This is a genomic window from Andreprevotia lacus DSM 23236, from assembly GCF_900176275.1.
GTDB classification, from domain to species: Bacteria; Pseudomonadota; Gammaproteobacteria; order Burkholderiales; family Chitinibacteraceae; genus Andreprevotia; species Andreprevotia lacus.
Map to the genome: position 1 here is coordinate 1 of NZ_FWXD01000008.1, position 24,778 is coordinate 24,778.

Here is a 24,778-nt window from a genome sequence, read left to right on the forward strand (position 1 = left end):
GCAGGCAATGTGCAGGACATCTACCCGCTGGCGCCGTTGCAGGAGGGGATTCTGTTTCATCATCTGATGGACAGCGACGGTGATGCCTATCTGTTGCCCAGTCTGTATGGCTTTGCCAGCAAGGCGCAGCTGGAGCGTGTGCTGGCTGCGTTGCAACAGGTGATAAACCGCCATGACATCCTGCGCACCCGTCTGGCTTGGGATGGCTTGAGCCAACCAGTGCAGGTAGTGCTGCGGCAGGTGCAGTTGCCGGTAGTCGAGCTGGAGCTGGACCCGCAGCAAGTGGCTGAGGTGCAGTTGCAGGAACGCTTTGACCCAGCGCATACCCGCATCGCCATTGATGAGGCGCCGCTGCTGCGCTGCCATATTGCCGAGGAGGCTGGCAGCGGCCGCTGGCTGTTGCATGTGCTGGCACACCATCTGGTGATTGATCACACCACGGTGGAGCTGTTGCTGAACGAGGCGCAGCAGATTGAAGCCGGCCGTGTGGCCGAGTTGCCCGCACCGCTGCCGTTCCGCAACTTTGTGGCGCAAGCGCGGCTGGGTGTCAGCGCGCAGGAGCACGAAGACTTTTTCCGCAAGATGCTGGGGGATGTCGACGAGCCGACCGCACCGTTCGGCATGCTGGATGTGCAGAGCGATGGTCTGGACATCGATGAAGCCCACCTGCTGCTGGAGGGCGAGCTGACTGCTGCGTTGCGCAACCAGGCCCGTGCGCGTGGCGTCAGCGTGGCCAGTCTGATGCATCTGGCGTGGGCGCTGGTGCTGGCGCGGACGACGGGGCGTGATGACGTGGTGTTCGGTACCGTGTTGTTTGGCCGTCTGCAGGGCGGCGCACAGGCTGACCGTGTGCTGGGCATGTTCATCAATACCCTGCCGGTACGGGTGCAATTGACCGGCTTGGGCGTGGCGGATGCGTTGAAGCAGACGCACCAGCTGCTGGCGCAATTGCTGCGCCACGAGCACGCGCCGCTGGCACTGGCACAGCGTTGCAGTGCGGTCGGACCGCTCGCACCGCTGTTCACCGCCTTGCTCAACTATCGACACACGCCTCTGGAAACCGATTTCGAGGCGGCCGTGGCAGAATCGGGCGCTGCTGTGCCGACGGCAGAGGAGCTGGTCGAGGAAATCTCTGCCCGCGAGCGCACCAACTATCCGCTGGGTCTGTCAGTCGACGATCTGGGGCAGGCCATAGTGCTGACCGCGCAAGTGGCTGCACCGGTGACGGCGCAACAGGTTTGCGAGCTGATGAATGGCGCACTGCAGGCTGTCGTGAGCGCGTTGCAGCAGACACCATCGCAGGCGGTGGCAGAGCTGGATGTGCTGCCCGCAGCGCAGCGAGACCTGCTGGTAGCACGGTGGAACGACACGGAGGCACCATTTGCCGATACGCAGTGCCTGCACGAGCTGTTCGAGCAACAGGCTGCGCTGCGGCCGGATGCGCTGGCGCTGGTGCATGGCGATATCGAACTGAGCTACGGCGAGCTGAATGCTGCGGCCAACCGTTTGGCACGCCATCTGCGTGCGCGTGGTTTGCAGACAGAAGGGCGCGTGGCGCTGTTTGCCGAGCGCGGCGTGGCGCTGGTGCAGGCGATACTGGCCGTACACAAGGCTGGCGGTGCCTATGTACCGCTGGACCCGGCCTATCCGGAAGAAAGGCTGGTCTACATGCTGCGCGATAGCGCACCGCAGCTGGTATTGAGCTGCGGCGGCCATTACCCGGACGTGCTGGAACAGGCCGGCGTTGAAGACACGAGGGTAATCGATCTGCTGGCCGATCAGGCAAGCTGGGCTGGTGAGGCTACGGCCAATTTGCCTGCCGCCGAAGTGGGGCTGACGCCGCGCAGTCTGGCCTATGTGATTTACACCTCCGGTTCCACCGGCCAGCCCAAGGGCGTGATGAACGCGCATCGCGGGCTGACCAATCTGGTGCAGGCGCAGATCGATGCGTTTGGGGTGACCGCCAATAGCCGCGTGCTGCAGTTTGCATCGCCGAGCTTTGACGCCAGCATTTCCGAGGTCGGCATGGCGCTGGCCTGCGGTGCAGCACTGTGCCTGGCCCCGCGCGATGCGATGATGCCGGGGCGCCCGCTGCTGCAGACGTTGCATCAAAAACGCATCAGCCACGTGACCTTGCCGCCGTCGGCCTTGCCGGTATGTGAAGCTGAACACGATTTGCCCTTCCACGCCGAAACGCTGATCGTGGCCGGCGAGGCGATCCAGCCCAAGGATGCCAACCGCTGGAGCGAAGGTCGCCGCTTGATCAACGCCTACGGCCCGACCGAGGCAGCGGTGTGTGCCACTACCCATCTGTGCCAGCCCGAACCTTTGGCCAGCGTGGTGCCCATCGGCAAGCCGATTGCCAATGTGCGCGTCTATCTGCTGGATGCACGCCTGCGCCCGGTACCGCTGCATGCGGCCGGCGAGCTGTATATCGGTGGCGTTGGGGTTGCGCGTGGCTATCTCAACCAGCCGGGCATGACGGCAGAACGCTTCATCCGCGATCCGTTCAGCAATGATCCATCGGCAAGGCTGTACAAGACGGGCGATCTGGGCCGCTGGCGCGCTGACGGGGCTATCGAGTACCTGGGCCGCAATGACTTCCAGGTGAAAGTGCGTGGTTTCCGTATCGAGCTGGGTGAGATCGAAGCACGGCTGAGCCATTGCCCGGAAATCCAGGAAGTTGCGGTGCTGGCGCGCGAGGATGTCGCGGGCGACAAGCGGCTGGTGGCGTATTACGTCGGCGCTGCCAGCGTGGAAGCGCTGCGTGCCTATGCACTCGATAACCTGCCGCAGCACATGGTGCCGCAGCTTTACGTACAACTGGCACGCATGCCGCTCACCCCCAACGGCAAGCTGGATCGCAAGGCCTTGCCGGCGCCGGAGCAGGGTGATTACGGCAGTCGCGCCTATGTGGCCCCGCAGGGCGAGACCGAAATCGCCATGGCCGGGCTGTGGGCCGCCGTGCTGCAACTGGAGCAGATCGGCCGAGACGACAGCTTCTTCGAGCTGGGCGGGCACTCCCTGCTGGCGGTGCAGCTGCTGTCACGCGTGCGCCAGCATTTTGCGGTGGACGTGCCGCTGATGCTGCTGTTCCTCAAACCCACACTGGCCGAGTTCAGTGCCGCCATCGCGGCCGACCAGCTGGCGCTGCATGCTGGCGCTTTGCTGACAAAGCTGCGCGAGGGGAATGACGAGCTGCCGCTGTTCTTCATTCACGCGCTTGAAGGAAATGTTGGCTACGCTGCTGACCTTGCGCAGTGGTTGGCGCCCGGCCTGCCGGTGTACGGCTTGAACGCGATGGGGCTGAACGAGGGCGAAATGCCGCTGCGCAGTATCGAAACCATGGCCACGCGCTATCTGCAGGCAGTGCGGCAAGCGCAGCCGCAGGGCCCGTACCGGCTGGCGAGCTGGTCGGCTGGCGGCAAGGTGGCCTACGAGATGGCCCACCAGCTGCAACAGGCCGGCGAGGTGGTCGAATTCCTGGGGTTGGTCGACACACTATTCCAGAACCAGGCCATGAGCGACGAGCTGAACAAATGGCTGAGCGATCCGGCACAGGCCAGCGAGGCCGAACGCGACCGGGCCATGTTGCTGCTCAATCTGCAGCACGTGATCGGGTTGCCGCAGAAGAAAGTGAAACAACTGGCGCAATTGCCGACCGTGGACGACATCCTGGCCGCTGTGGCAGGTGAGTTCGACGAACAGGAGCTGCAGGAAATCGATATGTACAAGCGCAACAACGCCATGCAAAGCGCGTTTGTCGAGGCGGTCAGCGCTTATCAGCCGCCGCACAACAGCGTGCCGGTGCATTTGTTCGCCGCGACCGATTCGCAACGCAAAGACAAGTCGCTGGGCTGGGCGCCCTTGCTGCAAGGGCGGCTGAGCATCGTGCCGGTCAAGGGCAATCACCAGTCCATCATGCAAACACCGCGTATTGCCGTGCTGGGCCAGGTGCTGTCTGCCGCGCTGCCACGCCAGTCTGCCGCCGTGGTGGTTGAAGCATGATGGGCGTGCCTGTGAGAAACCTGCCGCGCCTTGGCGTGCTGTTGCTGGCCATGTCGCTGACCGGCTGCATCACGGTGGGGCCGGATTTTCAGGCGCCCGACCTCAAACAGGCCGGTGTGCCCGAGCAATGGGCTGCCAGCACGCCAGCGGGTGCCGCCGTGATGGATACATCGCGCTGGTGGGCTCAATTCAACGACAACGAACTGTCTGCACTGATCGACAGCGCGCAGCACAACAACCCGACAGTGGATGCGGCACTGGCACGCATCCGCCAGGCAAGAGCGACTGCAGGCAGCAGCCGTTCTGCACTGCTGCCCAAGCTGAACGGCACTGCCGGCATCAACCGCAATGGCTCCAGCTCGTCCGACACTGAGGGCGTGTATGTGCCGCTGAACACCAACCGGTCAGCTTCGCTCGATCTGAGTTGGGAGCTGGACCTGTTTGGCGGTACGCGGCGCGGTGTCGAGTCGGCCAAGGCGCAACTGGCTGCGCGCCAGGCTGATCTGCATGGTGCCCAGGTGGCGCTGGCGGCAGAGGTGGCCAACACCTATCTGCAGGCCCGCTATGCGCAGGCGATGACGAGCATTGCCGAGACCGATCTTGAATCGCGCGGCAATACCGATGCACTCACCCAGCGCAAGCTGGATGCCGGCTTTGCCGCCCCGGCCGATGTGGACCGTACCGTGGCCTCGGTGGCCGAGGCCCGCAGCACGCTGAAAACTTGGCAGGCCAACTACGCCAGCGCGCTCAACCAGCTGGTGGCGCTGACCGGCTTGCCCTATGCCGATCTCTACCGGCGGCTGAATGCCGGTACGGCGCAAATCCCGCGTGCACCCGCTGCCGTATGGAACCTGGTGCCGGCGCAGGCCATTGCCCAGCGGCCAGACGTCGCATCCGCCGAGCGCATGCTGGAAGCCGCCAACGCCAATATCGGTGTTGCGCAGGCTGCGCGCCTGCCGTCGGTCAAGCTGCTGGGCTCCATCGGCTTCAACCAGAGCACGTACTACGGCAGCGACCTCAAGACCACGCTACATCCCTGGTCGTTCGGCCCGTCGGTTTCGCTGCCGCTGTTTGATGGCGGCAAGGGCGCATCGGATGTCGATTATGCGCGCGGGCTCTATCAGGAGGCCATGGCGTCCTATCAGGGCAAGGTACGCAATGCCGTGCTCGAAGTGGAAAACGCGCTGGTGCGCGTGAATGCAGCGGCGCAGCGGCTCGATGACGTCGAGCTGGCACGGCAGGGCTACCAGCGCTACTTCGACGCCACCAATGTCCAGTACCGCGAAGGTGCCGCCAGCCTGCTGGCGCTTGAAGAGGCGAGGCGCGTGTTGCTGTCCAGCCAACAGGCGCGCTATGCCGAGCAGCTGGAGCAGGCCCAGTCGTGGATTTCGCTCTACAAGGCGGTGGGTGGTGGCTGGCAGACCGCTCCCGATGACAACGAACAACCCGGCATTCTTGCCCAACTTACCGATGCGTTGACCCCATGATGATGCGATACAAGCCTTTACATGCCTTTTTGCTGGTTTTGCCGGCACTGTCCTGCGTGGCGTTGACCGGTTGTGACAACGCCGTTTCGGCACCGGATGCCAAGCAGGAAAGCAAGCCCGCGCTGGCCGTTTCACTGGTGGCACCGCGCACGCAGCCCTGGTCGGAGACCATTTCTGCCAGCGGCACCATTCAAGCCTGGCAGCAAGTCAGCATCGGTGCCGAGATCAACGGGGTGCGCATGGTGGACGTGCTGGCCAGCGTGGGCGATACCGTGCGCAAGGGCCAACTGCTGGCCAAGCTGGACGATGCGGGCATCCGCGTTGATCTGGCCTTGCAGCGCGCATTGCTGGATGAGGCGCAAGCCAATTACGCGCAGGCCCAGCTCTCGTACGAACGGGCCAAAAAGCTGGATGAGTCGCGCGCCATCAGCCGGCAGGACCTGCTGGGCTATGAGACAGCAGCCAAAACCGGTGCCGCCAAGCTGGCGGTAGCCAAGGCTCAGGTTGAGGGGCTGGAGCTCAAGCTGCAGTACACAAGGATTGTTGCGCCCGATGATGGCGTGATCGCGGCCAGCAATGCCTCTGTGGGCGCGATGAGCGATGCCGGCGGTGAATTGTTCAAACTGATCCGCAAGGGCCGCATCGAGTGGCGTGCCGAGCTGCGCCCCGAGCAGCAGGCCCGGATCGAGGTCGGGCAGGATGTGACGCTGCATGACCCGCTGGGGCAGGCCGTGCAGGGCAAGGTACGCCAGCTGGCGCCGACGGCTGATCGCGATTCGCGCAGTGCGCTGGTGTATGTCGACGTGGCGCCCAGCAAGGTGCTCAAGCCCGGCGTACTGGTGACCGGCGAGTTCGCCATTGCCAACAAGCCCGCCATGACGGTGCCACAAACCGCGCTGGTGCTGCGCGATGGCTTCAACTATGTGATGCGGGTTGATCCGGCGCAACTGGTCAAGCCCGTCAAGGTGGCCGTGGGCGCGCGCCGGGGCAAGGATGTCGAAATCACCGACGGCCTGACCGTGAATGACCGCGTGGTGGCTCAGGGCGGTGCCTTTCTGCAGGAGGGCGACAAAGTCAGCGTGGTGGATGGTGCGAATGCTGCCAAGGACAAACCAGCCAGCAAGGGCAAGTCATGAATTTTTCGGCCTGGTCCATACGCCGCCCCATTCCGTCCATCCTGTTGTTCGTGGTGCTGACGCTGGCGGGTTTGTTGGGGTTTGATCGCCTGCAGATCCGTGATCTGCCCGATATCGATCTGCCGGCGATTACAGTGGGCGTGGTGCTGCCCGGCGCCACGCCGTCGCAAATGGAAACCGAAGTCACCCGCAAGGTGGAAAACGCGCTGGCGGGCCTGGGGCAAGTCGATCACATCGGCTCGACGGTAATCGAAGGTGCTTCGGAAACCACGCTGACATTCCGGTTGAACAAGAACATGCAGGATGCGATGGAGGAGGTGCGCAATGCGCTCTCGTCGATCCGTGCATCCTTGCCGCCGGATGTGCGCGACCCGCTGATATCGCGCGTGCGCACCAGCGGCTCGCCCATCCTTACTTATGCCGTGGATTCGGCCAGCCTGGATGAGGTCGATTTGTCCTGGTTCGTTGACGATACCTTGGGCAAAACGCTGCTGAGCGTGTCCGGCGTGGGCCAGATCACCCGCCAGGGTGGTGTGCGGCGCGAAGTAGCGGTCGAGCTGGACCCGACCCGGCTGAAATCGCTGAATGTGACCGCGGCAGACGTCGGCAACCAGATTCTGGCCGTGCAGCAGGATGCAGCCGGTGGCCACGGCCGGGTTGGTGGTGGCGAGCAATCGCTGCGCGCCTATGGCATGGCACGCTCGGTGGATGATCTGGCCAACCTGCCCATACCGCTGGCCGGTGGTCAGCAAAGCGTACGGCTGGGCGATATTGCCGAGGTGAAAGACACCACCTCCGAGCGGCGCAATATGGCCCTGCTCAACGGCAAGTCGGTGGTGAGTTTCCAGATCCTGATGGCCAAGGGTGCCAGCGAAGTCGATGTGGCAGCCCGCGTGCGCGCCGCCATCGCCGGGCTGGCCACCCGCTATCCGCAGGTGCACATCAACGAAGTCAGCAGTACCGTGGGCTTTACCCAGCAGCAGTATGACGATTCGATGCGTACCTTGTTCGAGGGCATGCTGCTGACCGTGGTGGTGGTGTGGCTGTTCCTGCGTGACTGGCGTGCAACGGCCATCTCTGCGGTGACCTTGCCGCTGGCGGTGTTGCCGGCCTTTCTGGTGATGTATCTGCTGGGCTATACGCTCAATACGGTGACCTTGCTGGCCTTGACGCTGGTGATCGGTTTTCTGGTCGACGATGCAATCGTCGAGGTGGAAAACATCGAGCGCCATCTGCACATGGGCAAAACGCCATTCCAGGCCGCGCTGGATGCGGCAGACGAGATCGGCCTGGCGGTGATTGCCACCTCGCTGGCGCTGGTTGGTGTGTTTCTGCCCATGGCCTTCATCGGCGGGGCATCCGGTGTGATTTTCCAGCAATTCGGGCTGACGACCTCGGTTGCCGTGCTGGCTTCCTTGCTGGTGGCTCGTTTGCTCACGCCGATGATGGCGGCCTATCTGCTCAAGGCCGGCGTCAAGCTGGTCCCGTCAGCACAACCCGAAGCCCCGGCTGAGCCGGGCCGCCTGATGCGGCGCTACCTGCGCGTGCTGCACTGGTGTCTGGCGCACCCGCGCAAGACGTCCGTGATGGCTGGCGCATTCTTCGTGCTGTCGCTGCTGTTTGCCGCCACATTGCCGGAGGATTTCATTCCGGCCGATGACTCGAACGAAGTCACCGTCAACGTCACCGCGCCACCCGGCCAGACCATGGATGACACGGTGGCCGTGGTCGAGGCCGTGCGCGCTGCAGCCCTGCACGAGCCGGAGGTGCAAAGCGTGTTTGCATCCATAGGTCTGGGCAGCCAGCTGGGCGGTGACAGCGGCGCCGGCATTGGCGACGTGGATAATGCCACCGTGCTGCTCACCCTGAAGAAGGATCGCCAGCGCTCGCGTCAGCAGGTGGAGGCCGCGTTGCGCGAGCGACTGGGGCATGTGCCGGGCGCACGTTTCTCCATCGGCTCAGGTGATTCGGGCGAGAAATACTCGATGGTGCTGTCCGGCGACGACCCGGTGCAGCTGCAATCTGCCGCGCTGGCGCTGGCGCGTGATATGCGTGGCCTGCAGGGCTTCGGCAATGTCAGCACCACGGCCAGCCTGTTGCGGCCGGAAATCGTTGTGCACCGCAATCCCACTCAGGCGGCCGATCTGGGCGTATCCACGCTGGCGCTGAGCCAGGTACTGCGCGTGGCGACCGATGGCGAATACGACATCAACCTGCCCAAGCTGAATCTGCCGGCACGGCAGGTGCCCATCCGCGTGCGGCTGGACGAACGCTCGCGGCGCGATCTGGATGCGCTGGGCCAGCTGCGCGTGCCTGCACGCAGCGGCACGGTGCCGCTCGCAACGGTGGCGAGTTTCTCGGTGGAGAGCGGGCCATCGCGCATCGAGCGCTACAACCGGTCGCGCAACATCACGGTGGACATGGAGCTTAACGGCCGCTCGCTCAGCGATGCTGCCGCGCTGGTTGATGCGCTGCCGGCAATGAAGCAACTGCCGCCTGGTGTGCACCGGGTCGAGGTCGGTGATCTGGAGTCGCAGAAGGAACTGATGAGCAACTTCCTGTTTGCCATCCTGGCTGGCATCGTGTGCGTTTACGTGGTGCTGGTGCTGCTGTTCGATGATTTCCTGCAACCCGGCACCATCCTGTCGGCAGTGCCGCTGGCAGCGGGTGGTGCGTTTGCGGCCCTGTGGATATGCGACTTTGGCTTCTCCATGTCATCGCTGATCGGCATCATCATGCTGGTCGGGGTGGTGACCAAGAACTCCATCCTGCTGGTGGACTACGCCATCATGGCCGAGCGGGACGAGGGCATGTCCCGCACCGACGCCATTGTCGATGCCTGCCGCAAGCGTGCGCGCCCCATCATGATGACCACCCTGGCCATGGTGGCCGGCATGCTGCCCATGGCATTCGGCTTGAATGGCGATGCCAGCTTCCGCGCCCCCATGGCGGTGGTGGTGATTGGCGGGCTGCTGTCTTCCACTGTGCTCAGCCTGCTGGTAGTGCCGGTAGTGTATGAAATGGTCGATGGCCTGCGCTTGCGCGGCCGGCGCTGGTTCTCGCGTCGCCCGCCCAAGGCGATAGCGCCGGTTCCTGCGGAGTCTGCGGGCTGATCTTGCCTCTGTTCCCGCTGCCCCGTGCCTTTGCCGCTTGATGGCTGGGCACGGGCGCGCCCTCAAGTGATCCCGCTCGCACCCGACCGGGTATTTTTTACGCCTTGCTTTCTCATTGCTGTAATTTCCCGGCGTTGAAATGCAGCCTGTCCGGCCCCGTGTGGGGCTATTGGAGATTGAAACCATGACGCAAACCAGGATGCCGAAATTGCTGCGCCCGTTGATGTTGTTGTCCGCCTTGGCCCTGATGGCTGGGTGTTCCACCAGCATGGGTGGCCCCGGTAGCCGCCACGGCGGCAAGAACCAGCCTGCATATACCTTGCAGGGTGTCGGCACGCCAACGGTGGTGCTGCAGGCCGGTTTGCTTGATGGCAAGGAAGCCTGGGATGACGTGTTGCAAGAGCTTGCAGCCAACAACCAGGTATTTGCTTTTGACCGGCCCGGTCACAACCGCGTGCCGGCCAGCAAGACCCCGCGCGATCCGTGCACGATAGCGAGCGAGCAACGCCAGTTGCTGCGCAATGCCGGCATCAAGCCGCCATACATTCTGGTTGGTCATTCGATCGGCGGGTTATACCAATACGCCTATGCAGCGATGTATCCCGAGGATGTCGCCGGCATGGTGTTGCTGGACCCGACCCACCCGCGCCATTGGGAAACGATACAGCGCGATGCGCCGGATGCCGTCGGAATGATCCGTCTGGCACGCCTGGCTGCGTTCAGCAGCACCGACAAGGCGGAATTTGATGCACAGGCGCAATGCCTGGAGCGTTTCAATGGCATCAAGATGCCGGCCGTACCGATCAGGCTGCTGGTCAGCGGCCGTTTCAAGGCCGAGGAGCGTGGCCAGTATGAAAATGCGCTCAAGCGCCTGCGCCAGGACTGGTTGCGCCTGCTGGGCATCAAGAACATGAAGACGATTGCGGATTCCGGCCACTATATCCAGAAGGATGCGCCGGAAGAGGTGGTTGCGGCGGTTCGCCAGGTCTCCGCAGAGGCGCGCCAGAGGTAAGCCATGCACATGAAACCGGGCCGAAAGATGTCTGCGTTGCTGCTGGGGTTGTTGGTGCTGCAGCTGGGCGCCTGCGCCAGCTCGCCGGGCGCGAACCACAACCAGAGCCGCGTGATGGATCAGGCCGATCAACACATCGTGGTGGGTGTGACCCGCCGCGAACAGGTGCGCAGCCTGATGGGTCCACCGAGTGAGACTTCGCTGGATGATGCCGGGCATGAGGTCTGGATCTATCAGGATGTGGTCAAGGTACCGCTATTGGTCAGCCTGATCCCCATCGTTGGTGACGTTGCAGATGTGGTGGAGATGACACATGACAATCGCGAACTGATCGTGCAGTTCGACGCGGCGGACGTGGTGCAGAAAGTGAAGGTACGCAAGGTGAACTGATCGGCTGGTCGCCTTGCAGGCAAGCTGGCACCATAGGGCATGGCCCGAAAAATCGACATTGATCTTGCTGCGCAAATACTCACCCTGCTGGCCGATGACGGCGGGGTATTGCGCAGCTACCCTGTGTCTACCGCGCACAACGGCGCCGGTGAACTGAGCGGCAGCTACCGCACGCCGCGCGGCGCCCATGTCATCCGCGCCAAGATCGGCGCCGGTTTGCCACTGGGCAGTGCGCTCCGTGCACGCCGCCCTAGCGGGGAAATCTGCACCGCCGATGCCCACGCCGCGGCACCGGCACGCGACTGGATACTGACCCGCATCCTGTGGCTGAGCGGCAGCCAGCCCGGCTTCAACCGGGGCGGGAATGTTGATTCGATGCGGCGCTATATCTATATCCACGGCACGCCGGATGCCGAGCCCATGGGGGTGCCGGCATCGCATGGTTGTGTACGCATGCGCAATGCCGATGTGGCCGAGCTGTTTGATCTGGTTGAGGTCGGTACGTCCGTGTTCATTCGTGACGAGGGCGCTGCCAATATCGTTTATCCCCTGGCTGAGCGGGTGCTGCTTGCCACCGCCCTGCCGGCACGCTGCGCCGCTGCACCGTTCAGCCCGGTGCCTGCTGCACCTTCGGGTTGGCTGGGCGAATGGCGGCCGGATGGCATGCTGCAAGCGGCAGGCCGTTTGTTGCCCGGTGGCAATGTGGAACTGCGCAGCCAGATTCAGGCCGGCTTGCCGCTGGCATTGCTGGCGTCATTGCAGCAACGGGCCGCCGAGGCCGGCTGGTTGTCGTTGCGGCTATTGGCACCAGCAGCAGATGTGGCCGGCTGGCTGGCACTGGGGGCAACGGCGGTGTCCGATCCATTCAGCCAGGACGGGGCTGATTTTCAGGCGATAAGCTGGCGGCTTATTGCAGCGCCGGGCAGGGCTTGAGGCCGACAAACTCCGGGTAGTCGGTGATGATGCCGTGCACGCCCAGCTCGTGGCACAGCATGTGTTCGTAGTCGGTCATCGCGCCATAGACGTAGTTGCGGAAGCCCAGCGCGTTAGCCTGAGTCAGCAGATGCGGATCAAGCATCTCGAAATGCCATACCAGTGTGCGCAGCCGGGGGCAGGGCAAGGCGGGATAGAGGATGGTATTGAGGGCCGGCGGGCGCATGTGCAGCAGGAAGCCGCAATCTGCATCCAGCCGCTCTGCGGCCTGCACCACCACTTCATGATGGAACGAGGTCACCAGCACGCGTTGCTGGATACCGCGATGCGCGACCAGTGCCAGCGCTTGGTCGAGAGCCTCCGGCGCCTTGATTTCCAGATTCCAGTACGTATCAGGGAAGGCATCAAGCGCTTCCGCCAGCGTGGGCACCAGATAGCCGACGGACTGCGACAGCGCAGTGCGCGTCAGCGATGAGATCGGCTCGCCCAACGGCGAAATCCGGTCGTGGAACAGCACGACCTCGCCGTCGGCACTCAGGCGTAGATCGGTTTCTATCCCTTCAAAGCCGGTAGACAGTGCTGCAGCGAAAGCCGCCAGTGTGTTTTCGGGAACACTGCGGGCAAGACCGCGATGGGCAATCAGGTGCATGGTTTACACTACGTGGCGCGATAATGAAAGTGTAGGCCGCCAGTGATGAGAAGTGCAGTAAAAACGACCGGATTGCTGTGTACATACCTGCTTGCCTTGCTGGCCAGCATGCCATTGGCCCGCGCTGCAGATGCACCGCGTGTGGCTTTGGTGCTGGGTGGCGGCGGTGCGCGCGGGCTGGCGCATGTTGGCGTACTCAAGGTGCTGGAAGAGGCACACGTGCCGGTGGCCTGTGTGGTGGGCACCAGCATGGGCGCACTGGTGGCCGGTGGCTATGCGGTGGGCCGCACGCCCGAAGAGCTGGAAGCGCGCGTACTCAAGGCTGACTGGAACATCCTGATCAGCGCGCGTTCGCCGCGCACCGAGGAGTTGTTCCGCAACAAGGAAGACGACAAGCCGCAGGTGGTGCCGTTTGCGCTGGGTGTGACCGACGAAGGCAAGCTGGGCCTGCCCAAGGCAGTGATCAGCACGCAACGCATCGAAGGTTTTTTGCGCGAAATGACCCTGGCGGGCACGACGCCCGATTTCGATCATCTGTCGACCCAGTATCGCGCTGTTGCTTCCGATATCGAAACCGGCCGCATGGTGGTACTGGACCGGGGCGATATCGTGACTGCCATGCGCGCCAGCATGGCGGTACCCGGGGTGTTTCCATCCGTGCCGCTCGATAAACAGCAGCTCATCGACGGCGGTATTGCCCGCAATCTGCCGGTCGATGTCGCCAGGCAGACCTGCCATCCCGACTTGGTCATCGCAGTGGATGTGGGCGCGACGCCGCTGAAAAGCGACCAGATCGGCAGCGTATTCGATGTGGTCGATCAGCTCAGCCGGCTGATGATCGCGCAGAATGTGCAGCAGCAGATCAAGACACTGGGGCCACGCGATATCCTGATCCAGCCCGATTTCGGCACCCTCACATCCACCGATTTCGACAAGGCGCCGGCACTGATCGCCGCAGGGGAGAACGCAGCCCGCAAAGTACTGGATCGCTTGCGCAAGGTGTCCGCACCGGATGAGCAATTTCGTGGCTGGCTGATCGCGCGGCAGGACAAACGACTGGCCCCCAAGCCGATAGACAGCATCGAAATGGCCGAGCTCAAGCGCATCAATCCCGATGCGCTGCGCCGCTCGCTGGAGATCGAACCCGGCCAGGTGGTCGACGCCGAAAAACTGTCGCGCGAGCTGGGTCAGCTGTATGCCAGCGGCGATTTCTCGCGCCTCAATTACGATCTGACCGACAACGGCAAGACGCAGACCCTCAAGCTGGTACCGGTGGAGAAGGAATGGGGGCCCAATTACCTCAGCTTCGGCATCGCGCTGGGCACCGACTTTGACCGCAACAACCCCTACAGCCTGACAGCCAAGCTGCGCCGCCCCTGGATCAATTCGCTGGGCGGTGATCTGCAGGCCGCCGTGCGCTTGGGCAGCGACAAGTTGCTGGGCACCGAGCTGTACCAGCCGCTTGATCTGGACGGGCGATTCTTCGTCTCGCCGTTCGCCAGCTGGCGCCAGCGCCCGATTGCGCTGTGGGTGGACGACGAGCAGACGGCGCAGTACCTGTATGACCAAGGCCGGGTCGGCGTTGACATCGGCACCAGCTGGACGCGCTTTGGCGAAGTACGCTTGGGCTTTTTGTATCAGCGCGCCAAGCTCAACCGCAGCATTGGTGATCCGCTGCTGCCCAATCTGACCCAGTTTGACTACGGCATCCGCGTCAGCGCGGGTTATGACCAGCTTGATCAGCCCAACTTCCCCACCAGCGGCCAGGCAGCGCGGGTCTATGCCTACCATGCGCTCAAGGCGGGCGGCACCAGTGCCGATCAGGTCGATACGCTGGGCTTCCGGGTGGCCCAGGCAGGGCATTGGGGCGACTATGCCGGCCACTTGCTGCTCAAGGGGCACTTTGAATCGGGCGATACCTCGTTCACCGATATCGATTGGCTGGGCGGCCTTTTCAATCTGTCCAGCTATAGGGTGCAGGAGCTCATCGGCGATTCGCAAATCTATGCTCGCGGAGCGGTGTACCACCCGTTTGCGCCGTTTGGTCAACGCCTCGGCAATATCGGTATTGCGCTGGAGGCTGGGCGCATTTTCAACCAGCAAGGCGGTGACAACAATGGCTGGCACTATTCCAATACGCTCTTCTGGGGCATGGATTCGTATATCGGGCCGCTGTTCCTGACGGCTGCCTGGGGTGACAACCGCAAAACGCGGTTCTATTTCGCGCTCGGCAACCCGTTCTGACCGGCAGATTGCGCAGTGCACGCATTGCAAGCGTGTACTGCGGTCCCCCTTCCTGCGACAATCCATGCTTTGCTGTCTGCAGGTAGCCCTTCATGTCCGATCTCGCCGTCATCCAGTCCGCGCTTGACGCGCTTATCGATGCCAATACCGGCAAGCCCTATGCGGCTGCCAAGGCATTCCGCAATCTCAAGGTCGATGGCGGGCAGGTCACGCTCGACGTGGTGCTGGCTTATCCGGCGCAAAGCCAGTTTGCCGCCGTGGCAGCGCAAGTCGAAGCTGCTGTGCGTGCCGTTGCCGGTGTACAGAGTGTGGTGGTGAATGTAAACAGCCAGATCGTATCGCACGCGGTGCAACGCGGCGTGCCGCTGCTGAATGGCGTGAAGAACGTGATTGCCGTTGCGTCGGGCAAGGGCGGCGTGGGGAAATCGACCACGGCGGTGAATCTGGCACTGGCGCTGGCAGCCGAGGGCGCGCGCGTTGGCCTGCTGGACGCCGACATTTATGGCCCCAGCCAGCCGCTGATGATGGGCGTGGCCGAGCAACGCCCGGTGTCGCCGGACAACAAGCATATCGAACCCATCATCAGCCATGGCGTGCAAACCATGTCGATCGGCTTTCTGATTGACCCCGAGCAGCCCATGGTCTGGCGTGGCCCGATGGTGACGCAGGCGCTGCAACAGCTGCTGAACGATACGCTGTGGGATAACGTGGACTACCTGGTGATCGACCTGCCGCCGGGCACTGGCGACATCCAGCTGACGCTAAGCCAGAAGGTGCCGGTGACCGGTGCCGTGGTGGTGACCACGCCGCAGGACATTGCGCTGCTGGATGCCCGCAAGGGCCTGAAGATGTTCGAGAAAGTGGGGGTGCCCATCCTCGGCATCGTCGAGAACATGAGCGTGCACATCTGCAGCAATTGCGGCCATGCAGAGCCGATTTTCGGCCAGGGCGGCGGCGCGCAGATGTGCAACGACTATGGCGTGGACCTGCTGGGCCAGTTGCCGCTTGATCTGTCGATCCGTCTTGCTGTTGACCAGGGCAAGCCCAGCGTGGCTGCCGAACCCAACGGCCGGATTGCCGAGCTGTACAAGGCGATTGCGCGCAAGGTGGCGGTGAAGGTGGCCGAAAAAGCGCAGGATTTCAGCAACAAGTTCCCCAAGATCGTCATCCACAAGGATTGAGCGTGGGCGCCGGCCCGATGTCTCAAGGGCTATCGCGTGGTGATTTCGCAGGTGCTGCGCAGCGAGGGCGACGGTTCGCTGCCGCCGCACATTACTGCGCAGGCTGCGGTGCCGGCTCCTGCCGCTTGAAGCGATCCACCACGCTAAAAATCAGCGGGTTGAGCAGGATGGACAGGATCGCGCCGGCAATGATCAACGCGTGACCGCGTGCCGGCAGCAAATCCAGCTGCATGCCCAGCCCGGCGAGGATGAACGAGAACTCGCCGATCTGTGCCAGGCTGGCCGAGATGGTGAGCGCGGTATTGAGCTTGTGGCGGAACGCCAGCACGATGCCCAGCGCGGCAATTGATTTGCCCACCACGATGATGGCGACGGTGCCCAGCACCGCCCACGGGTCGTTCAGCAGCACGCGCGGGTCGAACAGCATGCCCACCGATACGAAAAACAGCACCGAGAATGCATCGCGCAGCGGCAATGACTCTTGCGCAGCCCGGTGGCTGAATTCGGATTCGGCCAGCACCATGCCGGCAAAGAACGCGCCCAGCGCGAACGACACGCCAAACGTCACCGCAGCGCCATAAGCCACCCCCAGCGCGGTGGCGAGCACAGCCAGCCGGAACAGCTCGCGGTTGCCGGACCAGACGATGCGTTCCAGCATCCACGGAATGAAACGGCGGCCAACGATAAGCATGAAGGCCACGAAGCCGGCCACCTTGGCCAGCGTGATCAGCAGGGTCATGGCGATGCTGGTGCCAGCCGCGCCTTCAACGGCCTTGCCGCCCAGGAGACCGGACAATGCCGGCAGCAAGACCAGCGCCAGCACCATGGCAAGGTCTTCGACAATCAGCCAGCCTACGGCGATCTTGCCCTGCGGGCTTTCCAGCACATTGCGGTCCTCCAGCGCCTTGAGCAGTACCACCGTGCTGGCAACCGACAAGGCCAGCCCGAACAGCAGCCCCTGGCCCACATGCCAGCCCATGCCCCAGGCCATGCCCATGCCCAGCAGGGTGGCAATCGCGATCTGCACCACGGCACCGGGGATGGCGATCCACTTCACCGCCATCAAATCCTTGAGCGAAAAGTGCAGCCCCACGCCGAACATCAGCAGGATGACGCCGATTTCGGCCAGCTCGTTGGCCAGCCCCTGATCAGCGACGAAACCGGGCGTGAACGGCCCGACCAGCACGCCGGCACACAGATAGCCCACCAGCGGCGGCAGTTTCAGCCGGTGCGCGAGCGTGCCCAGTACGAAGGCGAGACCAAAGCCGCCAACCAGCATGTTCAACAAGGGGGTGTCGTGATGCATCGATATCCTTTTTCAGTGGCGAGGGCGTGGTGATCGCTGCGGCCGCAGGTTGGTCTGGGCTTGCCGGCCGAGCTCGGTGTGGCGGTATTGGCAAAGCACGCGAGGACAGCGCGTGAACCCAGGGCGGGTGAGTGCAAAGCTGCCGGCCGGATTTTGCGAACGGTTCTCATGGCTGAGCCTGATCCGCGCCGCTTGGTTCCCCGACAGCATACAAAAAAGAAGGCAAGGTGTCGGCCTGTGTGTTGAGCGCAGCCGCGTGCTTGCCAGCCTCATCCACACGTGTGGCAGCAAAGGCATGCTCGTGAGCACGCAGGATGTGCGGCCAGTCAAACTCCTTGCGCGCCCGCTCCAGCCCCCGCTCGCGCAGCCGCTGCAGCAGTGGGGCATCATCATGCAGTCGTTGCAACTGGGCCAGCAGGTCGGCGGCGTTGTCTGCTTCAAACAGCAGCCCGTTGTCGTTATGGCGGATCACGCTGGGGATGCCGCCGGAGTTGCTGGCCAGTACCGGTGCGCCGGCAGCATTGGCCTCACACAGCACGCGCCCCATGGTTTCGGCATCGCACTGGCCGCTGTAACGGTTGCGCGTGATGCGGCTGGCCAGCACGAACACGTCGCAGGCCCAGTAGTAGCGGCGCAGCTGCTCGTGCGGCAGGCGGCCGAGAAAGGTTACCGCGTCGCCAATGCCAAGCTGCTGTGCCAGCGCCTCGCAGCGCCTGCGTTCGCGTCCGTCGCCGGCGATCAGCAGCCTTGCCGCCGGCCAGTGCTGGCGTACGGTCGGCATCTGCTGCAGCAAAAAATCGACGCCTTTCTTTGCCACCAGCCGGCAAGCCGTAAACAGCACGAAGGTGCCGGGTGGCAGGCCAAGTGCCGCGCGCAGGGCATCGCGCGTGGCAGGATCGGGCGGTGCGAACGCGGCGCAATCGACGCCGCCGGGCAGTTGTTGCAGCCGGGTAGGGTGAACACCGACCGATTGCAGCAGCGCCGTGGTGTAGGCGCTGTTGGCAAGAATGTGCGTGGCTGCCCGCGCATTGCCTTGCATCAGCGTACTGCGTGCCCGGCGCAACAGCGCTTCTATCCACTCGGGGCTGTTGCAGCGGCGGAACAGGCGATACAGCGTGGATTCCAGCCAAGGCCAGGCGCTCACGCCGCTGCCAAGGCGAAACGGGTAGATGATCCATGGCCGCAGCACATCATTGCCGACCGAGCGGCAGATCACCGGCACCTTCAGCGCCGGCCCCAGCAGACCGTAATAGACGTTGGAGGCATAAACCAGATCGCAGGGCTCGTCGGTCAGCTGTCGTGTCAGCAAGGCGTGATTGAACCAGTAGCCGATGCGGCTGAGCACGCGCTGCACGGGATAAGGCGTGCTGCGATCATGCGATTCTGCATCGGCAAGCTCTGCGTCGCCATTGCTGCGATAGGTATACACACGGATCTGGTGCCCGCGTGCATGCAATGCAGCGGCCAGGTGTGCCGCATGGGTTTGCATGCCACCATAGTGAGGCGGGAATTCGGTCAGGATGAGGGCGATGCGCAAGCGGGCTTGCGCCGTTTCATCAGCCTTGGGCATGGGCCTCGAACCACGCCACGATGTCCGGCATGTCGGTCTCGAAACCGCCCGGGATATAAATGTTGAGCATGCCTGCCTGTTGCCCGCTGCGGTTGCAGAAGTCGTGCACTATGCCTGCAGGTACGCGTATAAAGCTGCCTGGCCCTGCGTCGATTTCCTGCTCGTCGACCAGGAAGGTGATGGTGCCGGCCAGCACGTAGAAGATGTCGTCGTTGCTGTCGTGCACGTGCGCGCCGGGGCCTGCCTGGCCGGCATCCAGCCACCATTCCGAGATCGAATACCGGTCTGTCGTTTCCGTGCCATCTGCCTTGAACACGCTGCGCATGCCGCCCAGCTTGTAGCTGCGGCCAGCGCCGGGCGGGAGGTAGATCACCTTGTCTGCCGGGATATGCATGGGTCTGATTCCATCTGGATGGTGGTGTGTGCAGCCTGCTGCATCAGCATAGACCGTGTGCATGCGCCCGTGCAGCAGGTGTGTTGCGCTTCGCGTCCGGCCTCGCCACCGCTACAATCAGCGCACGCAACGCAATAGTCACCCTCAGTGCGCCTTACTCACATTAAGCTGGCCGGCTTCAAATCCTTCGTTGACCCTACGAGCATTCATGTTCCAGGCCAGCGCGTGGCTATTTGCGGGCCGAACGGGTGCGGCAAGTCGAACGTGATCGATGCGGTACGCTGGGTGCTGGGCGAATCGTCGGCCAAGCAGTTGCGCGGCGAATCGATGCAGGACGTCATTTTCAATGGCTCGACCACGCGCAAGGCGGTCAGCCGGGCCTCGGTCGAGTTGGTGTTCGATAACGCCGAGGGGCTGGCGGCAGGGCAGTGGAGCCAGTATGCCGAGATATCCATCAAACGCCTGCTGACGCGGCAGGGCGAATCGTCGTACTACATCAACAACCTGCAAGTGCGCCGGCGCGACATTACCGATCTGTTCCTGGGCACCGGGGTGGGCAAGGGCGGCTACGCCATCATTGAGCAGGGCATGATTGCCCGCATCATCGAATCCAAGCCCGAAGAGCTGCGGCACTTTCTGGAAGAAGCTGCCGGCGTTTCCAAATACAAGGAGCGCCGCAAGGAGACCGAATCGCGGCTGGCCGACACGCGCGACAACCTGGCGCGGGTGGACGACATCCAGCAGGAACTGACGCGCCAGCTGGAAAAACTGCAGGCGCAGGCTGAGGTCGCGGCACAGTTCCAGCAACTGAAGGACAGCATTACCGAGAAGCAGAACCTGCTGGCGCTGCAACGCAAGCTGGATGCCGCGCGCGACGTCGAGAACGCGCGCCGCGACATCGACACTGCACAAAACGCGCTCGAAGCACAACTGGCAGAGCTGCGCGCGCTGGAAGCCGCGCTGGAAACGCTGCGCGAAGAACACTTCACCGCCAGCGATGCGCTGCACGATGCGCAGGGTGCCCTGTATGACGCCAACGCCGGTGTGGCCCGGCTGGAACAGCAACTGCTGCACCTGCGCCAGACGCGCGAACGGCTGACCCAGCAGCTGGCTGGTGTGCGTGCCGATCTGGCGCGGCTGACGCAAAGCCGCAGCGAGCTGGTGCGCGAGCACGAAGAGTGGGCGGGCCGCCACGAGGAAGGCCAGTTTGCCGCCGAAGAGGCCACCTTGGCCTTCGAGGAAGAAAACCAGCGCTTGCCCGAGCTGGAAACTGCGCTGCGCAATGCCGATACGGCATTCCAATCGGCGCGCGATGCGCTGGCCGCAGCGCGTTCCCGCGCGCAACTGGCGCAACAGCAGATTGCCCACCAGCAGAAAACGTTGACCACCCTGAAGGCACGTCAGGAAAGACTGGATGGCGAGCTGGCGCGGCTGGGGCAGGGCGATGCCGATGTACTGGGCGAGCAGCGTGAAGTACTTGCCACGCTGGCGCTGGAAATTGAAGAAAGTACGCTGGCCATTGCCGATACCGAGGCCGCCCAGCAGGCCGGACGCGAGCAGCAGGCTGCATTGCGCAGCGAGCGCGAGCAGGTGCGTGTTGATGTGGCGCAGCTGTCGGCGCGGATCGCTGCACTGCAGGACATGCTGCGTCAGGATGATGACCAGCCGCTGGCCGACTGGTTGCAGCGGCACGGGCTGGATGCGCTGCCACCCTTGTTCGATACGCTGGATGTAGACCCGGAATGGGCCGATGCAGTGGAAGCCCTGCTGGGCGAGCGCTTGTTGGCGCGCTGGGCGGACACTGTGCCGGACGACGCAGCGCCGGGTCGGCAAATGCTGGCCTTGCCGGGTAATGCGTCGGTACCGTCAATGGTGCCGGGCTTGTCCCCGTTGCTGGACAAGGTGCGCTGCCGCGACGCGCGCTGGCAGGCACACTTGAGGCACTGGCTGGCTGGCGTTTACTGCGTGGCCGATATACCGGCAGCGCTGGCGCAGCGCGCGCTATTGCCGGCGGGTGTGCAGCTGGTAACACCGCAGGGCCACCGACTGGATGCCATGGCGCTGCATTTCGGCGGCAACGAGGCCGGCAACGGTCTGGTGGCACGCAAGCAAGCGCTGCATGAGGCAGAAGCGCAACTGCAGCAACTGACGCCACGTTTGACCACGCTGGACGAACAGCTGGCTGCAACCGAACAACAACTCGCCCAACGAGAGCAACAGCTGCGCAGTCTGCGTCCCGCACTGCAGCAGCAGCGCGATCAGGCCGGCAAGGTGGAGCGCGAACTGGCGCGTGCCGAAGAAGCCAACCGCCAGGCGCAGGCGCAGCGCACGCAGCTGCAGGACGAACGCGAACTGATTGCTCAGCAGCTGGAAGAGGAAATGCTGGCGCAGGACGAAGCACAGGCATTGATTGATAACGCCAGTGACGCGTTGCTGCCATTGGAAGAAGCACTCGACAACGCGCGGCTGGCCAAATCCGAGGCCGAAGCCGCGTGCGAGCTGCAACGCAGCCGCTTGCGTCAGGCCGAACGCCATGCACAGGAAGCACGGTTTGCCGTGCAGGCAGCCGATGCACGCCGTGGCGAGCTGACGCGACGGCAGGAAGAGCTGGACACCCAACAGTCAGTGCAGGAAGAGCGCGCCGAAACGCTGGCCATCGAGCTGGAAGAGATCGACGAAGGCGAGTTCGACGTCGATTTCCAGCAGGCGGTGAACCTGCGCAGCGAAAAGGAACTGGCACTGGCACGGGCGCGTGATGCGCTGAATGGCTACGCGCAGACCATGCGCGAGCGCGAGGCGGAAAAACAGCGTATCGAGCTGGGTCTGGAACCGGCGCGCGAGCAGGTGAGCGCGGCACGCCTCAAAGAACAGGAAGCAAGACTGGCGCTGGAGCGCTTTGCCGAAGAACTGGCCGAAGCGGGTGCCGATGAGGCGGTGTTGCGTGAAAAGCTGGGCGCAGGGGTGAAGATATCTACCCTGACCGCAGAAATCGGCCGGCTCAGCCAGGCGGTGAACAATCTGGGCGCGGTCAATCTGGCCGCGCTGGAAGAACTGAATTCAGCGCGCGAGCGCGCTGGCTATCTGCAAGCGCAGGCGGCCGACCTGAACGCGGCGATTGAAACGCTGGAATCGGCCATCCGCCGCATTGACCGGGAAACACGCACCCTGCTGCAGGACACCTACGACACCGTCAACGCCAATCTGAAAGAGCTGTTCCCCACGTTGTTTGGTGGTGGCCACGCCGAGCTGGTACTGACCGGAGACGAAATTCTGGACGCCGGTTTGCAGATCATGGCGCAGCCGCCCGGTAAAAAGAACAGTACCATCCACCTGCTTTCCGGCGGCGAGAAAGCACTGACGGCGCTGAGTCTGGTATTCTCGCTGTTCAGGCTCAATCCCGCGCCCTTCTGTATTCTGGATGAGGTGGATGCCCCGCTCGACGATGCGAACACCTTGCGCTATTGCGAACTGGTGAAAAAAATGGCCGATCGCACGCAATTCCTCTATATCAGTCACAACCGGCTGGCGATGGAGATGGCCGAGCAGCTGGTGGGCGTCACCATGCAGGAACAAGGTGTGTCGCGGGTGGTCTCTGTGGATATCGAAGCCGCGCTGGAAATGCGTGATGCCGTGCCCGCCTGACCTAATGCCATTACGAATAACTCCCCTCAAATCGACCGATAGACAACCATGACCGATTTGCAACTGGGTTCACTGATTGCCGGTGGCGCGCTGGTCGCCGCCGTATACGGATTCAACTGGTGGCAGGAATACCGCTACCGCAAGCAGGCCAACAAGGCCTTTGCCCGCAATCAGCCCGATGTTTTGCTGGATACGCCCAAGAACATGGTGCGCAGTGCCGCCGGCACGCGGCTGGAGCCGACCGTGGCCGCGCCGCGCACTGAAGCGCGGCAGGAGCCGCAACTGCCCACCGGCGTGCCCGACGACTTCGATGATGATCTCGACGATGACATCCCCGTCGTGAACACCCCGGCCCCGGTACGCACTGCGGCACCTGCACCAGTGCGGGCGCCCGAGCCTGTGCCGGAACCAGTGCGCCCCGTGGTGCGCGAGCCGGCCCCTGCGCCTCAACCCGTCATGCGTGAGCCCGTGGTACGCGAAATTGCCGTACGTGAACCGGCGCCGGCGCGTGGTTCGCTGGATGGCGAAGATGTCGAGGTACTGGCCACCAGCCAGCTTGATCCCAAGCTCGATTTCGTTGCTGAAATCCATGCTGGTGAATTGATTGCAGCCGCAGATATCCCGACCTTGCCCGCCGGCAAGCGCGTGGAAATCATCGGCCTGAATGTCGATGACCAGTGGGAGATCGTTACCCCCAACAGCCGTTCGTCGTTTGCCGAGCTGCGCGTGGGCCTGCAACTGGCTGACCGACAGGGCGCGTTGACACAAGAACAGCTGAATGCATTCTGCATGGGCGTGCAGCAGTTCGCCGATGATTTCGAAGCTGTCGTCACCTTCCCGCAACGCAGCGCCAAGCTGCAGGCCGCTGCCGATCTGGATGCGTTCTGCGCCGATGTTGATGTGCTGATCGGCTTGAACATCCTGGCCGTAACGCAACCGTTTGCCATGGACAAGGTGCGTGCACTGGCCGAGCAGGCCGGGCTGGCGCGCGCCGGTGATGGCCTGTTCCACTACAAGAGCGATTCGGGCAAGACCCTGTTTACGCTGTCCAACCAGAACCAGCGCCCGTTTGGCCCGACCTCGGAAGGGCTGACGCTGCTGTTCGACGTGCCGCGCGTGGCAGGTGGCTTGGCCGTGTTTGACTACCTGAACGAGTTTGCCCACACACTGGCCAATACGCTGGCTGGCGATCTGGTGGACGACAACGGCAAGCCGCTGACTTCGGCCAGTCTGGCCAATATCCGCAAGCAGCTGGCCGGCATCTATGCCCGCATGGATGACCGTGGCATTGCGCCGGGCTCGATGGCGGCGCTGCGCCTGTTTGCCTGATGCTGTTGTTCCGTTGAACCTTGATGCGCCGCTGTTTTCAGCGGCGCATTGCATTCCACAGCCCAAAAACCTGTTGATCATGCGCTACATCGTCCGCTTTCATGACCGACCCGATACCGCTGCATTGCGCCATGAGGTGCTGGCGGCGCATCTGGCTTGGCTGGAACAGCACCGGGATCAAGTGCTGGTGGCTGGCTCGTTGTGGCCCGAGGCTGCGGAGCGCGCAGAAGGTGGCTTGTGGATCGTCGAAGCCGATAGCGAGGCCGCGATTCGCGACTGGATGCAAACCGACCCTTTCTGGACCTGCGGCCTGCGTGCCAGCGTGGAAATCTTCCGCTGGCGCAAGGCCTTCCCCGAACGCAACGTGGCGGTCTAAGCCGCCGG

The 24,778-nt window shown here is 63.4% G+C and carries 16 protein-coding genes; 12 read left to right on the forward strand and 4 right to left on the reverse strand.

All coding sequences use genetic code 11. The features are described from left to right. From B9A19_RS07910 to B9A19_RS07940, 7 genes are all read left to right on the forward strand, one after another. A partial coding sequence (locus B9A19_RS07910) for a non-ribosomal peptide synthetase (protein WP_139798731.1) occupies positions 1–4,008 on the forward strand: 4,008 nt, incomplete at its 5' end. Then, positions 4,005–5,495: an efflux transporter outer membrane subunit gene (locus tag B9A19_RS07915; RefSeq protein ID WP_084090252.1), complete on the forward strand. Its 1,491-nt coding sequence runs from the start codon at positions 4,005–4,007 to the stop codon at positions 5,493–5,495. The genes B9A19_RS07910 and B9A19_RS07915, both read left to right, overlap by 4 nt. Further along, the gene (locus B9A19_RS07920) at positions 5,492–6,631 is read left to right on the forward strand and encodes an efflux RND transporter periplasmic adaptor subunit (RefSeq protein ID WP_084090253.1); all 1,140 of its coding nucleotides are present in this window, start codon (positions 5,492–5,494) and stop codon (positions 6,629–6,631) included. Before B9A19_RS07915 ends, B9A19_RS07920 begins: the two co-directional genes overlap by 4 nt. After that, positions 6,628–9,744 (forward strand): efflux RND transporter permease subunit, encoded by a 3,117-nt coding sequence (locus tag B9A19_RS07925; RefSeq protein WP_084090254.1) that lies wholly within the window; start codon positions 6,628–6,630, stop codon positions 9,742–9,744. The genes B9A19_RS07920 and B9A19_RS07925 overlap by 4 nt, the downstream gene beginning before the upstream one ends. A gap of 184 nt (positions 9,745–9,928) precedes the next feature. After that, positions 9,929–10,756: an alpha/beta fold hydrolase gene (locus B9A19_RS07930; RefSeq protein WP_176216843.1), complete on the forward strand. Its 828-nt coding sequence runs from the start codon at positions 9,929–9,931 to the stop codon at positions 10,754–10,756. A gap of 9 nt (positions 10,757–10,765) precedes the next feature. Beyond that, complete coding sequence (locus B9A19_RS07935) at positions 10,766–11,146, forward strand: hypothetical protein (RefSeq protein ID WP_139798732.1); 381 nt, start codon at positions 10,766–10,768, stop codon at positions 11,144–11,146. A 39-nt stretch (positions 11,147–11,185) separates the two neighbouring features. After that, entirely contained in the window at positions 11,186–12,079 is an 894-nt protein-coding gene (locus B9A19_RS07940) for a L,D-transpeptidase (RefSeq protein ID WP_084090257.1), read from the forward strand. Here B9A19_RS07940 and B9A19_RS07945 read toward each other — a convergent pair. Then, positions 12,054–12,728, reverse strand: a complete 675-nt coding sequence (locus B9A19_RS07945; RefSeq protein ID WP_084090258.1) for a glycerophosphodiester phosphodiesterase — start codon at positions 12,726–12,728, stop codon at positions 12,054–12,056. The two genes, B9A19_RS07940 and B9A19_RS07945, sit on opposite strands and share 26 nt — an antisense overlap. 108 nt (positions 12,729–12,836) lie before the next feature. On the opposite strand from B9A19_RS07945, the gene B9A19_RS07950 reads away from it, so the two are divergent. Then, positions 12,837–14,972, forward strand: coding sequence for a patatin-like phospholipase family protein (locus B9A19_RS07950; RefSeq protein ID WP_176216844.1), 2,136 nt, complete (start codon positions 12,837–12,839; stop codon positions 14,970–14,972). A gap of 92 nt (positions 14,973–15,064) precedes the next feature. Next, positions 15,065–16,153, forward strand: coding sequence for an iron-sulfur cluster carrier protein ApbC (gene apbC, locus B9A19_RS07955; RefSeq protein ID WP_084090260.1), 1,089 nt, complete (start codon positions 15,065–15,067; stop codon positions 16,151–16,153). A gap of 91 nt (positions 16,154–16,244) precedes the next feature. Here the strand turns inward: apbC and B9A19_RS07960 are convergent, their stop codons facing one another. The 3 genes from B9A19_RS07960 to B9A19_RS07970 form a co-directional block, all read right to left on the reverse strand. Further along, positions 16,245–17,459 carry a cation:proton antiporter domain-containing protein gene (locus B9A19_RS07960; protein ID WP_084090261.1) on the reverse strand — a complete coding sequence of 405 codons (1,215 nt, stop codon included), beginning with the start codon at positions 17,457–17,459 and terminating at the stop codon, positions 16,245–16,247. Between the two features lie 166 nt (positions 17,460–17,625). Further along, positions 17,626–19,029: a glycosyltransferase family 4 protein gene (locus tag B9A19_RS07965; protein WP_084090262.1), complete on the reverse strand. Its 1,404-nt coding sequence runs from the start codon at positions 19,027–19,029 to the stop codon at positions 17,626–17,628. Next, the gene (locus B9A19_RS07970; protein ID WP_084090263.1) at positions 19,016–19,423 is read right to left on the reverse strand and encodes a cupin domain-containing protein; all 408 of its coding nucleotides are present in this window, start codon (positions 19,421–19,423) and stop codon (positions 19,016–19,018) included. Before B9A19_RS07970 ends, B9A19_RS07965 begins: the two co-directional genes overlap by 14 nt. A gap of 147 nt (positions 19,424–19,570) precedes the next feature. Here B9A19_RS07970 and smc point away from each other — a divergent pair, with 147 nt between their 5' ends. The 3 genes from smc to B9A19_RS07985 all read left to right on the forward strand — a co-directional run bounded on the left by smc (position 19,571) and on the right by B9A19_RS07985 (position 24,770). Further along, complete coding sequence (smc, locus tag B9A19_RS07975; RefSeq protein WP_084090264.1) at positions 19,571–23,065, forward strand: chromosome segregation protein SMC; 3,495 nt, start codon at positions 19,571–19,573, stop codon at positions 23,063–23,065. 48 nt (positions 23,066–23,113) lie between these two features. After that, a complete protein-coding gene (locus B9A19_RS07980) occupies positions 23,114–24,394 on the forward strand; it encodes a cell division protein ZipA C-terminal FtsZ-binding domain-containing protein (protein ID WP_084090265.1) in 1,281 nt (426 codons plus the stop codon). A gap of 79 nt (positions 24,395–24,473) precedes the next feature. Then, positions 24,474–24,770: a YciI family protein gene (locus tag B9A19_RS07985; RefSeq protein ID WP_084090386.1), complete on the forward strand. Its 297-nt coding sequence runs from the start codon at positions 24,474–24,476 to the stop codon at positions 24,768–24,770. The last annotated feature ends 8 nt before the right edge of the window (positions 24,771–24,778 follow it).

Bases quoted from the DNA above. Each gene is read 5' to 3' on its own strand.
- B9A19_RS07985 (WP_084090386.1), top strand. From the start codon at position 24,474: ATGCGCTACATCGTCCGCTTTCATGACCGACCCGATACCGCTGCATTG.
- B9A19_RS07945 (WP_084090258.1), bottom strand. From the start codon at position 12,728: ATGCACCTGATTGCCCATCGCGGTCTTGCCCGCAGTGTTCCCGAAAAC.
- B9A19_RS07930 (WP_176216843.1), top strand. From the start codon at position 9,929: ATGACGCAAACCAGGATGCCGAAATTGCTGCGCCCGTTGATGTTGTTG.
- B9A19_RS07970 (WP_084090263.1), bottom strand. From the start codon at position 19,423: ATGCATATCCCGGCAGACAAGGTGATCTACCTCCCGCCCGGCGCTGGC.
- apbC (WP_084090260.1), top strand. From the start codon at position 15,065: ATGTCCGATCTCGCCGTCATCCAGTCCGCGCTTGACGCGCTTATCGAT.
- B9A19_RS07915 (WP_084090252.1), top strand. From the start codon at position 4,005: ATGATGGGCGTGCCTGTGAGAAACCTGCCGCGCCTTGGCGTGCTGTTG.
- B9A19_RS07965 (WP_084090262.1), bottom strand. From the start codon at position 19,029: ATGCCCAAGGCTGATGAAACGGCGCAAGCCCGCTTGCGCATCGCCCTC.
- B9A19_RS07935 (WP_139798732.1), top strand. From the start codon at position 10,766: ATGAAACCGGGCCGAAAGATGTCTGCGTTGCTGCTGGGGTTGTTGGTG.
- B9A19_RS07980 (WP_084090265.1), top strand. From the start codon at position 23,114: ATGACCGATTTGCAACTGGGTTCACTGATTGCCGGTGGCGCGCTGGTC.
- B9A19_RS07950 (WP_176216844.1), top strand. From the start codon at position 12,837: ATGCCATTGGCCCGCGCTGCAGATGCACCGCGTGTGGCTTTGGTGCTG.
- B9A19_RS07940 (WP_084090257.1), top strand. From the start codon at position 11,186: ATGGCCCGAAAAATCGACATTGATCTTGCTGCGCAAATACTCACCCTG.
- B9A19_RS07920 (WP_084090253.1), top strand. From the start codon at position 5,492: ATGATGATGCGATACAAGCCTTTACATGCCTTTTTGCTGGTTTTGCCG.
- B9A19_RS07925 (WP_084090254.1), top strand. From the start codon at position 6,628: ATGAATTTTTCGGCCTGGTCCATACGCCGCCCCATTCCGTCCATCCTG.
- B9A19_RS07960 (WP_084090261.1), bottom strand. From the start codon at position 17,459: ATGCATCACGACACCCCCTTGTTGAACATGCTGGTTGGCGGCTTTGGT.